Source organism: Corynebacterium sp. CQ3829_602738, from assembly GCF_054478435.1.
In genome coordinates this window covers 195441-207466 of the sequence record NZ_CM137003.1, presented here as the reverse complement: position 1 = coordinate 207466, position 12026 = coordinate 195441, and the positions used below count along the sequence as shown (strand labels likewise).

The 12026-nt window shown below is 65.6% G+C and carries 10 protein-coding genes and 1 tRNA gene; 4 read left to right on the top strand and 7 right to left on the bottom strand.

Annotated features, from left to right (window positions below):
- Positions 1 to 65: 65 nt before the first annotated feature.
- The 4 genes from ACX1NL_RS00850 to ACX1NL_RS00835 are packed head-to-tail and all read right to left on the bottom strand — an operon-like array spanning position 66 to position 1905.
- Positions 66 to 878 (bottom strand): MBL fold metallo-hydrolase, encoded by an 813-nt coding sequence (locus tag ACX1NL_RS00850; RefSeq protein WP_269512043.1) that lies wholly within the window; start codon positions 876 to 878, stop codon positions 66 to 68.
- 40 nt (positions 879 to 918) lie between these two features.
- Positions 919 to 1374, bottom strand: a complete 456-nt coding sequence (locus ACX1NL_RS00845) for a RidA family protein (RefSeq protein ID WP_181890115.1) — start codon at positions 1372 to 1374, stop codon at positions 919 to 921.
- Positions 1375 to 1530 (bottom strand): DUF4177 domain-containing protein, encoded by a 156-nt coding sequence (locus ACX1NL_RS00840; protein WP_076590059.1) that lies wholly within the window; start codon positions 1528 to 1530, stop codon positions 1375 to 1377.
- A gap of 15 nt (positions 1531 to 1545) precedes the next feature.
- On the bottom strand, positions 1546 to 1905 hold the full coding sequence (locus ACX1NL_RS00835) for a WhiB family transcriptional regulator (protein WP_239307013.1): 360 nt from the start codon (positions 1903 to 1905) through the stop codon (positions 1546 to 1548).
- A 180-nt stretch (positions 1906 to 2085) separates the two neighbouring features.
- Between ACX1NL_RS00835 and ACX1NL_RS00830 the strand changes: the two genes are divergently transcribed.
- Complete coding sequence (locus ACX1NL_RS00830) at positions 2086 to 4512, top strand: penicillin-binding protein (protein WP_239307014.1); 2427 nt, start codon at positions 2086 to 2088, stop codon at positions 4510 to 4512.
- On the opposite strand, the gene ACX1NL_RS00825 is transcribed toward ACX1NL_RS00830, so the two are convergent.
- Complete coding sequence (locus tag ACX1NL_RS00825) at positions 4509 to 4958, bottom strand: GatB/YqeY domain-containing protein (RefSeq protein WP_239307015.1); 450 nt, start codon at positions 4956 to 4958, stop codon at positions 4509 to 4511. The two genes, ACX1NL_RS00830 and ACX1NL_RS00825, sit on opposite strands and share 4 nt — an antisense overlap.
- Here ACX1NL_RS00825 and ACX1NL_RS00820 point away from each other — a divergent pair.
- Positions 4938 to 5879: a metallophosphoesterase gene (locus tag ACX1NL_RS00820; protein WP_458898876.1), complete on the top strand. Its 942-nt coding sequence runs from the start codon at positions 4938 to 4940 to the stop codon at positions 5877 to 5879. The two genes, ACX1NL_RS00825 and ACX1NL_RS00820, sit on opposite strands and share 21 nt — an antisense overlap.
- 84 nt (positions 5880 to 5963) lie before the next feature.
- Positions 5964 to 6040 (top strand) — tRNA-Pro (locus ACX1NL_RS00815).
- Positions 6041 to 6187: 147 nt separating this feature from the next.
- Here the strand turns inward: ACX1NL_RS00815 and ACX1NL_RS00810 are convergent.
- Positions 6188 to 7366 carry an IS1249 family transposase gene (locus ACX1NL_RS00810; protein ID WP_286362881.1) on the bottom strand — a complete coding sequence of 393 codons (1179 nt, stop codon included), beginning with the start codon at positions 7364 to 7366 and terminating at the stop codon, positions 6188 to 6190.
- Between the two features lie 297 nt (positions 7367 to 7663).
- Between ACX1NL_RS00810 and ACX1NL_RS00805 the strand changes: the two genes are divergently transcribed.
- Positions 7664 to 8482 (top strand): hypothetical protein, encoded by an 819-nt coding sequence (locus ACX1NL_RS00805; RefSeq protein ID WP_181890119.1) that lies wholly within the window; start codon positions 7664 to 7666, stop codon positions 8480 to 8482.
- Between the two features lie 216 nt (positions 8483 to 8698).
- On the opposite strand, the gene ACX1NL_RS00800 is transcribed toward ACX1NL_RS00805, so the two are convergent.
- Complete coding sequence (locus ACX1NL_RS00800; protein ID WP_458898377.1) at positions 8699 to 11929, bottom strand: alkaline phosphatase; 3231 nt, start codon at positions 11927 to 11929, stop codon at positions 8699 to 8701.
- Between the last annotated feature and the right edge of the window lie 97 nt (positions 11930 to 12026).

Here is a 12026-nt window from a genome sequence, read left to right as displayed (position 1 = left end):
TCCTACGGATCGTTGTTCACAACCAGCCTGACAGAGAGGGCGTTTTGTCGATTCGTACAAAACCCCTAGGGCGCGGCCTTCAGGTAGCGCAGGGCCACGCGGGTGGACTGCTCGGCGGCGCCGCGCAGCACCGGGTCCACATCGTCGTAGATCGCGTCGACCAGGGTGTTGATGTCGGCGTTCTCGCCGTGAGTCTTCAGCGCCTCGCGGATCTGCTCCAGGCGCTGGTTGCGGCGGTCGATGTACTTGCGGGCATAGGCCGACAGGTCCGCGCCCTCTGGGCCGTGGCCCGGCAGCAGCGGGATGTCCTTGCCCTGCTCCTCCAGAAGCTCCAGGGAATCCAGGTACTTGCCCAGGTCACCGTCGGTCTCGGAGATCATGGTGGTGTGTCGGCCGGCAATGGTGTCGCCGGTGATGATGCCCTCCAGCTCGGTGGTCTCCGGGTCGCCCGGGTAGACAAAGAAGCACACGGAATCGCTGGTGTGGCCCGGGGTGGCCACGACCTCCAGGCGTGGGGTGATGCCGTCGACGGCGACCACTTCGCCGTCCATAAGTGGATCCGCCCCCGAGCTGTACTGCGGATCCAGCGAGCGAACAGGAGCACCGGTGAGCTGGCGGAAACGCTCCGCGCCGTCAGCGTGGTCGTGGTGGCGGTGCGTGAGCAAAATGAGCGCCACCTCCCCCGCCTTGGAGCGGAGGACGTTGAGGTGGCCCTCATCCTCCGGGCCCGGATCAACGACGATGCTTCGCTGATCCCCCTCACCCCTGATCACCCAGGAGTTGGTCCCCTCGAGCGCCGCGTAGCTGGGGTTCGGCGCCAGGACCACCGCGGCGTTGGCGGTCACAGGGCGCAGTTGGCTGTAAGCGGGATGTTGCATATGCCCCAGCGTACCCGCTTAACAGCCGTGTATTGGAGTTCTAGCTCTTCAGCTCGACGACGAGTTCGACCTCGACAGGCGTGTCCATCGGCAGCGACGCCACGCCCACTGCGGAGCGGGCGTGCGCACCGGCTTCACCGAAGACCTCCTGCATGAGCTCGGAGGCGCCGTTGATCACGGCGGGCTGGCCGGTAAACGCCGGGTCGGAGGCGACGAAGCCGACGATCTTGAGCACGCGGGCGACGTTGTCGATGCCGACCAAGTCATCCACCGCGGCGATCGCGTTGAGCGCGGCCTGGCGAGCGTAGCCGTAAGCGGCCTCCTCGGTGACCTCCGCGCCGACTTTGCCGGTGGCGGGCAGTTTGCCGTCGATAAACGGCAGCTGGCCGGACGTCCACACCTGGTTTCCGGCCTCGACGGCGGGCACGTAGGCAGCAACGGGTGCAGCGACGGCGGGCAGCTCGATACCGAGCTCCTTGAGACGATCAGTCCACATCTATTCGACCTCCCGCTTCATGTAAGCGACAACGTTGTCCTGGGTCGGGCCCGGTACAACGGAGACGAGCTCCCAGCCGTCCTCGCCCCAGGTGTCCAGAATCTGCTTGGTGGCGTGCGTGAGCAACGGAACCGTTGCGTACTCCCATTTCGTCATGGCGCCCAAGACTACCTACAGGCCGACAACTTCGCCGCCGGCAGAGAGGTACTCCGCCCAGTCCGTCACGTGCGGGTTCTTGCGCAGCACCGCGCGGCGCTGACGCTCCGTGAGCCCGCCCCAGACGCCGAACTCGACCTTGTTGTCCAGTGCGTCGGCGCGGCACTCGGTGAGCACCGGGCACGCGCGGCAGATCGCGGCGGCCTTGCGCTGCTCCGCACCCCGGACGAACAGGGCGTCCGGATCCTTGCCGCGGCACTGCGCGTGGGTGACCCAATCCCCTCGGTCAAAAACGAGATGTCCGGATGCGTCGCACTTGCGGGACGTGGTCCGTTGTGCGTTTCGCTGCGCGGTGTTACCCAAAGCCGTGGTCATAGCCGTGCTCCTCTACTCGTTCACCTGCGCCGTCTCCCCGGCGCAGTTTTATACATCCGACCGTATATCTGCGGTCCTATGTAAATGTAATCACACAAAAAAGAATTCTGTCGAATGGGTCACATTTTTGGGGGGTCTTTTATATTCCCGCGCGCGGGCCGAGTCATTTAAGGTAATGGCGTGTCCGCACTGAAATCCCTAGGAAGCCTGCTTGCCGCGCTCGTCGCGACGGCGCTGGCCATTGCCCTGTGCCTCGCCCCTCTCGCAGGCCTCGGCGGCGCCGCCGTCGCCCGCACCGACGAGACGATGCAGTCGAACCTCTCCGACCTCACTCACGGCGAAGTCCCCGGCGTCACCACAATTAACGACGCCAACGGCACCCCCATGGCCTGGATCTTCAAACAGCGCCGCTACGAGGTGGCCAGCGACGGGATCTCCCAGCACGTCAAGGACGCCCTGGTGGCCACGGAGGACCGCCGCTTCTACCAGCACGAGGGCGTGGACATGCAGGGCTTCGCCCGCGCGATGGTGACCAACGTGCTCGCCGGCGGGGTGGAGCAGGGCGCGTCCACGATCAACCAGCAGTACGTGAAGAACTACCTCTGGCTCATCGACGCGGAGAACGAGGACGAGGCCAACGCCGCCACCGAACAGTCCATCCCGCGCAAGCTGCGCGAGATGCGCATGGCCTCCGACCTAGACAAGACGCTGGAGAAAGACGAGGTGCTGACCAGGTACCTCAACCTCGTCTCCTTTGGCAACCACGCCTTCGGCATTGAGGCGGCGGCGCTGACCTACTTCGACGTCCCCGCCCGCGAGCTCGACCCGGCGCAAGCGGCGCTACTGGTGGGCATCCTGCAGTCCGTGGAAGCGCTCAACCCCTACACCAACCCGGAAGGCGCCACCCAGCGCCGCAACGTGGTTCTGAATAACATGGCAGCCCAGGGCTACCTGGACCAGGCGGAAGCGGACCGCCTGGCCGGCACCCCGCTGGGCCTCCTGGAGCAGCCGAAGACGCTGCCGCAGGGCTGCATCGCCGCCGGCGACAAGGGCTTCATGTGCGACTACGCCCTCCGCTACCTCGAGGACAAGGGGCTGGACACGGAGACCATCCTCAACGGCTCCTACACCATCACCACCACCCTGGACCCGGCGGTGCAGGAGGCGGCCAACAACGCGGTGCGCAACAACGTCAGCCCGTACACCCCGGGTGTGGCCGAGGTGATGGACATCGTCCGCCCCGGCGCGGATTCCCGCGACGTGTTGGCCATGGCGTCCTCGCGTTTCTACGGCCTGGACCTGGACCAGAGCCAGACCATCCTGCCGCAGCCGGCCTCCCTGGTTGGCGCCGGTGCGGGTTCGGTGTTCAAGATCTTCACCGCCGCCGCGGCGCTGGAGCAGGGCTACGGCTTGAACACGATGCTGGAGACGCCGGCGCGCTCGGTACTCTACGGCATGGGCGACGGCGGCGCGGCCAACTGCCCGCCGGGCGCGTACTGCGTCGAAAACGCCGGCACCTACGCCCCGCGCATGACGCTGCAGGACGCGCTGGCGCAGTCGCCGAACACCACGTTTGTGGAGCTGATCCAGAAAACCGGCGTGGCGCCGGTGGTTGACCTGGCGGTGCGCTTGGGCCTGCGGTCGTACGCGGACGAGAACTCGTTCGGCGACGGCCGCTCCGTCGCACAGGCCGCGAAGGAAGAGAACATGGGCGCCTTCACCTTGGGCCCGCTGGCGGTGAACGCGCTGGAGCTGTCCAACGTGGGTGCCACCTTGGCCTCTGGCGGGCGTTGGTGCGAGCCGAACCCGATCAAGGAAGTGCTGGACGAAAACGGCAAGCAGGTCTTCATCGACCGCCCCGCCTGCGAGCAGGCGGTCGAACCGGACATCGCCGGCGCGCTGTCCCAGGGCATGTCAAAGGACATTGTCGACGGCACCGCGTCCGCTTCCGCCCGCAACAACGGCTGGTCCGCCCCGACGGCCGCGAAGACGGGCACGACGGAGTCCCACCACTCCACCGCGTTTTTGGGCTTCACCCAGACCATGGCGGCCGCGCCGTACATCTACAACGACGGTACCCAGTCCACCCCGCTGTGCACCCAGCCGGTGCGCCAGTGCCAGTACGGCACGCTGTTCGGCGGCAACGAAGCGGCCGACACCTGGTTCCAGGCGGCGGCCGGGGTGCCGGGCGCGGCGGCGGGCGGGCTGCCGCCTGCGAGCCCGGTGCACATGCGTGGAACGAAGCGCGGGGCGCTGGACGCGGTGGTCGGCCAGTACTCCTCCGCCGCGAAGTCCCAGCTTGAAGCGCAGGGCTACGCGGTCACGCTGAACACGGTCAACGGCGCCGGCGCGCCGGCCGGCACGGTGGTCTCCGCGGTCCAGGACGGCCCGAACTCGACGGTGACGCTCAACGTCTCCGACGGCACCGGCGCCGCCAGCGCCAGCCCCTCCGCGCCCCCGAGCTCAGCGGCGGCCCCCTCGCCGTCCGCGCCGCCACAACCAAGCCCCGCTCCCCCGCCGGGCATCGAGGGCCTCGAGCAATCGCTCAACGACGCCCGCGACGCCATCGCCGACGTCTTCGGCGGCGGGGCCGGAAATGGCAACTAGCTCAGGCGCGCCTTGACGGCCTCGGAGAGGCGCTTGCCGTCGGCGCGGCCCTCGGCCTTCGCCGTGGCGGCCTTCATGACCTGCCCCATCTGGGCCATGGACTCGGCGCCGGTCTCGGCGATAGCTTCGTCGATAAGCTTGGCAAGCTCGTCGTCATCCAGCTGCTTCGGCTGGTACACCTCGAGGATCGAGGCCTCGGTGAGCTCGGCCTCGGCGAGGTCGTCGCGGCCGTTGGTTTTGTAGATGTCCGCGGACTCGCGGCGCTTCTTGATCTCGCGGGCGATGATCTTCTGAATCTCCGCGTCGTCCACCTCGTGCTTGGATCCTTCGGTCTCGGCGGTCTGGATCGCGGCCAGCAGCATGCGGATCGTGCCGGTGCGCTCCTTTTCCTTCGCCTTCATGGCTTCCTTGAGGTCTGCGCGGATCTGGTCTTTCAGTGCACTCATGCTTGCGAGATTACAGTGGTGCGGGTGAAGAAGTTGACGGGAATCGGAGCACTTTGCCTATCGACGGGCGCCGCCACGCTGACGTGGGCGTACACCCAACGCAACAATTTCCAGCTGCGCGAGTACACCTTGCCCCTGCTCGAGCCGGGTGTGTTGGACGGGCGCGGGGAATTTCGGGTGCTGCACGTGTCCGACTTGCACATGATCCCGGGGCAGAGGCAGAAGGTCGAGTTTGTCTCCAGCCTGGACGCCCTCGAGCCGGATCTGGTGGTCAACACCGGCGACAACTTGTCGGATGTCGGCGGGGTGCCGTGGGTGCTGGACGCGCTGGGCCCGCTGTTGAACCGCCCGGGTGCGTTCGTGTTCGGCACCAACGACTACTGGGCGCCGCGGCCCGTCAATCCGCTGAAGTACCTGACCGGGGCGAAGCGCGAGCCGTCCTACGAGGACCTGCCGTGGGAGGGGATGCGCGCCGCGTTTGTGGAGCGCGGCTGGCAAGACGCCACCCACGCCCGTCTGGAGTTCAAGGCCTCCGGCGTGCGCCTGGCGCTCGCGGGCGTGGACGACCCGCACCACGAGCTGGACCGGTATGCCGAGGTCGCCGGCGCGCCCCATGAAGATTCGGACTTGTCCATCGGCCTGCTGCACGCGCCGTACCGCCGGGTGCTGGACGCGTTCGAGGCCGACGGCTACCAGCTCGCGCTCGCCGGCCACACCCACGGCGGGCAGATCTGCCTGCCCGGTCAGCGCGCCATTGTGACCAACGCGGACATCGACCGCGAGCGCGCCTCCGGGCTGCACAAGTACGGCAGGATGTGGATGGAAGTCTCCAACGGCCTGGGCCAATCCAAGTACGCGCCGGTGCGCCTGTTCTGCCCGCCGTCCGCGAGCCTGATCCGGGTGGTGGAGCGCGGACAATAGGTATTGCGACCTGGCGTTTTGGCTGATTCGGCGCCCGGGGGTAATGTGTTGCCAGTACCGCGGGCGAGAGCCCGAAGATACAACCGGGATATGGCGCAGCTTGGTAGCGCGCTTCGTTCGGGACGAAGAGGTCGCAGGTTCAAATCCTGTTATCCCGACCACGTACAACCCGCCTTTCGAGGCGGGTTTTCGCATTTGCCGCGCCCTTGCTCCGAGAATCCTGACAGATCACGGCAGCCGTTTGCTCCGACCTGGGGCGATGGGGGTTAAACGACAAAAAGTGTGTCTGGCTCGGCGTGTCGTGGGGGTTAGATTTGGCCTTTTTGGATGCCGATTGAGTGGGTGTAGTCGGTGTCGATAGCGTTGTCGTAGAGGGCTGGTCGTCCGGTTTCGTGGTCGGCTTGGTTCTCGTTTCGGGTCAGGGTGGATACTTTGGCGAGTTGGCCCTGGCCCCAGTTGGACTGCCTGGCGATTCGTACTGGATCGTCAGGCAGTTCCGTTTTTAAGTAGAGCCACCAATCCAGCATGCGGCGTTGTCGTTCGCCTGATCTGCCGCGGTGGGTTCTGGCGAGCAGTTTGAGCTGGGCGTTGATGCCGCCTTCCAGGCTGTTGGTGGTGGATTTGATCCGCTCGGGCGCAAGGACTCCTGCTGGCGGGTTGAGGTAGACAAACAGCATCTCGGACCGCCAAAGATGGTTGAGGCTGTTGTAGGCCTTGCGCACGTTGTGGTGTGTCCACACCCGTGTCCATGCACCGGTTTTGGGGTCCTTGATCAGGGTTTTCTCGTCCATCCATGACCGGTAGATCGTGGAGAACTCGTGCAGCTGCGCACCCCATGCGGCGGCTTCATCCAGCGTGGTGATCCGGGTCAGTTTCAGCGCAAGTCGGTAGATGGTGCGCCCGGCATCCGTACGCGGGTTGCTGGTGGTGTAGCGGCGCACCACCCGTTGGGCGTGGACGAGGCAGCGTTGGATTTTCGTGGTCGGCCAGCACTTTTTGATTGCGCTGTAGGCTCCTTGGCCGCCGTCGATGACGGCGATGAGTGGGGCTTCGATGCGTTCAAGCAGCAGCTGGTAGTCGCGGGTGGTTTCGTGTTTGCACCAGTGCCAGGCGATCACGTGGTCGATTGTCGCCGCGATGATCAGGCAGCCGCCGGCGGTGTAGGTGCCGTCGAGGAAGATTTGGTCGTAGACCCGCTTGTCGTGGCCGGCGGTGGGGTCAGGCACATCAACGAACCAGAACGGTTCGAATCGACGTTGCATCGTGCGCGGTGAGCACCCCACACGGCGGGCAACAGTATCGAGGCTGGCACCGGTGGTGAGGTGGTCGATGAAGACGGTGAACGCCGCCGCGTTGGTGATGTCGCTTCGGCGTTTCACGCTGGAGGCGCCGCATTGTTTGCAGCGCCATCTGGTGGTGCCTTTGCTAGTGGTGCCGTTGCGTTTCATTTCACCGCCGCAGTAGCAGCGAGGTTGGTTCTTTGACATTGCGACACCACACCACGCCGCGCATAGCACACCAACGCTGCCACACCGAGGATTGAACGCTCGAGACCCAGATATATGCCCCGGAAGCATATACTTTCCTGAAACCTACAGGTCAATCCCTAAAAATCCGCGATTCTGGACACACTTTTTGACCCTTAACCCGGCGATGGGATCCGCCTGACAGATTCAGCCGCGAAGAGTCGGGGTCCCTGCCCCTTAACGCTCTCGCAACATGGCCCCCATCACGCTGGTGCACGTACCGCTTCGAGTACACACCTACCCCTCAAGGAGGCCTACATGAAACGCATCATCACCAGCGCCGCCGCCTGCGCGATCGCTCTCGGCACCGTCGCCGCCCCGGCCCACGCCGCCACCGTCGGCGAGAAGGACGCGGACGGCAACTGCGCCGTCACCCTCACTGACATGGAGAAGGAGTTCATCATGGACACCTTCGACGAGTCCAAGCAGATCGGCGAGCACGAGCGCGCCCGCGATGTCGTCGCCGCTGTGGAGACGGTCTACCCGGGCGTCATGGCCGCCAACGAGTCCGACCTCAAGGGCGAGGCGCCGGACTACTCCACGATCCTGCCGGCTGACCTGGTCAAGCCCTACACCGAGGCGCTGCGGACCCTCGACGAGACCGAGCCGACCACCGCCACCACCCTCGAGGACGTGGACACCGACGCGTGGACAGTCGGTCCGTCCACCGCGCCGATGGCCGAGGCCCCGTTCACCGCGGGCACCGAGCTCTACGAGGCATGGTCCGCCACCCCCAGCGGCATGCTCTCCATGAACCAGCAGCTTATCGACGTAGCTAACGCCTCAGCCGCCACCTCCTGCGCCAAGGGCGACGCGAAGGAAATGGACTACCCCACCGGCCCCATCGCCCTGGATAAGACTAAGCCGGGCAAGGACAAGCCGGGCAAGGAAGGCATGGACAAGGACAAGCCGGGCGACATGGGTTCGTCCGACAAGGACAAGGACGGCAAGGACTCCCCGAACGTTGCCGCGATCGTCGGCGGCGTGATCGCTGCCCTGCTGGCTTTGGCGGGAATCGCGGCGGCGCTGCCGATGCTGGGCATTCACGTGCCCGGCATGAACATGCCGCGCATGTAGCCCCGCCTAGACACGCAACCAGACCTCAAGCCGACGGCCACCACAAAGCCCCAGGTCGCCAAACGCGCTGAGGTCTGGTTTCCCGCTGAGGTCTGGCTACGCCCCCGTAACCAGACCTCAAGCAGACGGCACCGAGCAAAGAAGGACGGCCCGGAGACGCGAAACGTCCCGCCCTCGGTGCTGAACCGGGGACGGGACGTGACGGGCTAGAAATATTTAACGCTTCGCGATCGGGCCAAGAACCTCATCGACCGGGAACGGGAAGAGCAGCGCCAGCAACGAGAGCAGGCCCACGATGCCGGAGATTGCCAGAACGGCGATCAGGCCGACGTTGGAGAGCGAGGAGCCCTCGGAGCTCTGGGAAGGCTGCTCGGCCGGGGCTGCCTCAACCGGCGTCATCGTGGTGTCGAAGGTGAGACCGTGGTTGATGCTCTCGATGCCGAGGGCGTTGTTGACCAGGAAGAACAGGTCAGTCTGGTCGATCTGGCCGGTCACGTTCGCCGCACCCGGGCCGGACGCCGCGACGCGCAGCTGCGCGCCGGTGTGCTGCTGGCCGCCGAGAGCGTCTTCGTCCTCGTTGGTCTTGGAGGTGGCGAAGTTGACCGCCATGGTGGAGCCATCCGCCGTGGTCAGCTGGGTCACGCGGCCGGCGGTGTTCTGGTTCTCGTAGGTGATCTGCGCGGTGTGGGCGTGGTCGGCGGTGGCGACGATGAGGGTCTCCTCGCCGGTCTCCTCGACCCACTTCTGCACGGCCTGGACTGCCTCGTCCAGCTGGCCGACCTCACCGATCAGGCCGCAGGCGTCCGCCTGGTGGTCGGCCTTGTCCGGGGACGCGGACTCGACCTGGAGCAAGAAGCCGTTGTCGTTCTGCAGCAGCTCGAGCGCCTTGGAGGTCATCGCGCCCAGGCGCGGGGTCTCCTCGGTGAACTCCGGGTTGGCCACACAGGTCGCCGGCTGCAGGTCGCCACCGTCGGTCGTCGGGATGGACTGGTTGAGCACGCGCGGCATGTTGCCCTCGGAGAACAGACCCAGCACCGGCTTGTCGGAATTGGCCTCGGCGATGGCCTCGAGCTCGGAGGCGTTGGTCACAACCTGGTAGCCGTTGTCCTTCGCGTTGTCCAACACCGACTTGCCGGCGGTCCAGGTGTTGCCGCTGGCGTTCCACTTGCCGCCCTGAACGACCTCGGTGTCGAAGTACTTGCGGCCGCCGCCGAGGGTGACGTCGGCACGCAGGTCCACGATCTGCTCCGAGATGGAGCCCAAGCCGCCGTTCTCACGCAGCTGCTCGCCCTTGGCCACCTTCTTGTCGCCGGACGGTGCGTAGTAGGAGCGGTCGAGCGCGTGCGCGGCGAAGGCAGCCGGGGTAGCGTCCTGGATCTCGGCGGTGGAGACGTTGCCGATCTTCATCCCGCGGGCCTTGGCCAGCTCACCCATGGTGGCGACCGGCTTACCAGCGTTGTCCACACCGATGGCGCCGTTGTACGACTTCACGCCGGAGTTCCACGCGGTGCCGGTGGCGGCGGAGTCTGCCACGTAGTTGGGCAGGCCGGTTTCCTTATCCAGGGAGAAAGTGGTCAGGTACCCGGTGTAGTCCAGGTTGTCCAGGCCTTCGAAGCGGCCGGCGGAGCCCTTCAGGTAGTTACGCGCTGCGGTGATCTCGGAGTCGCCGGTGCCGTCGCCGATCAGGACCACGACGTTCTTCGCCTTGGCATTGTCGATGCCCTGGCCCTCGGTGCCAAACTGGGCGCAGTCGCCCACCTTCGGAGCCTCGCCGGCAGCGACGAGGTAGCACAGCTGGTCGCCCGGCTTGGCCTTCGAACGGTTGGCCAAGGAAACGACCTTGTTGTCCTTATTGATCTTCCACGGCTTCTGGCCGCCGTCGGTGCCGCCGTTGAGGCCGAGCGCGTTGGCCATGACGTAGAACGCGTCGGTCTGGTCGATCTGGCCGTTGACGTTCTCGGAGCCCGGGCCGTAGCCGGCGATGCGTACCTGGGTGCCAGTGTGCATCATGGAGAAGTTCGGGGTGTCGAACGGGTCGCCGTTTGCCTTCTTGTCAAAGACCGGGTTGCCCTCCTCATCCAGCCACGGCTGGGTGCCGAAACCGACGGACATGACCGCACCGCCGTCCTTCGGGGACTGCAGGCGGGTCACGGCGGACACAGACGGGCGGCCGTCCGGAATGATCTCGGCGGTGTGCGCGTGGTCGGCGGTGACCACGATCAGGGTGTCCTTGTCCTTCTTGGCAAAGTCCAGGGCTTCCTTGATCACTTCGTCGATCTGATCGGTCTCGCCGATCATTCCGCAGGCGTCGGCCGCGTGGTCCGCCTTGTCGATGGATGCGGATTCGACCTGCAGGAAGAAGCCCTTGTCCGCCGACGGGTCGTCGAGAAGCTCGATGGCCTTCTTCGTCATTTCAGCTGCGGACGGCTCGTCGCCGCGATCCGCTTCCTTGCAGACCTCGGGCTCGGTGGTGCCATCGGACTTCACCGGCACGGTCTGCTCAAACTTGCGGGTCATGTTTTTGTCGTGGAACAGACCGAGCACCGGCTGGTCCTGGTTTGCGACGGTGATGCCCTCGAGGCCCTGCTTGTCGTCGACAACCTGGTAGCCCTTGGCAATCGCATTCTCACGGACCGACTTGCCGGCCTCCCAGTCGGCGCCGCCGTCGTTCTTTTCGGTCAGGAACGGGTTGCGGTTCTCGCCGCCCTCAAGCACCTCAGCGTCGAAGTACTTGCGGCCGCCGCCCAGGGTGACGTCGGCGCGGGTATCGATGATCTGCTCGGAGATGGAGCCGAGACCGCCGTTTTCACGAGCTTCAGCACCCTTGACCGGCTTCGCCTCGCCGGACGGTGCGTAGTAGCCGCGCTTGGAAATGTGCGAGTGCATCGCGCCCGGAGTCGCATCCTGGATCTCCGCGGTGGAGACGTTGCCGGTGCGCATGCCGGCGTTCTTGGCCATCTCCAAGAGGTTCTCGTGCGGCTTGCCCGTAATGTCCACGGACAGCGCGCCGTTGTAGGTCTTTCCGCCCGTGGACCAGCCGGTCGCGGACGCGGCGGAGTCGGTCACGTACTGGCGCTTGCCGTCCTTGCCCACGGCGAAGGTGGTGTACGCGCCGGACGCGGTGAGCTCGTCGAGGCCCTCGAAGCGGCCGTTCGCGCCCTTGAGGTAGTTGCGCGCCGCGGTGATCTCCTGGTGGCCCATGCCGTCGCCCAGGATGAAGATGACGTTACGGGCCTGAGCGTCGGAGTTGCCCTGGCCACCCTTGCCAAACTGGGTGCAGTCGCCCGGCAGCGGCGCGACGACGTTGCCTTCGGAATCAATGGTGATGCAGGTGTCCTTGCCGTTGAACGCCTGCTCCGCGGACTGAGCGAGAGAAACCGGCAGGTTCGCCAGTGCCAGCGCGGAGACGCTGACGACAGCTGCCACTGCCTTGGAGGAGAAACGCATAAGACTTCCTTGAGGTAAGAGGGATGGTTTTTGTAACCACGGCGCAAGCTACTCTCAGGTTGCGTACCGGAGGCTACATTCAGGTTAATTTCAGGTT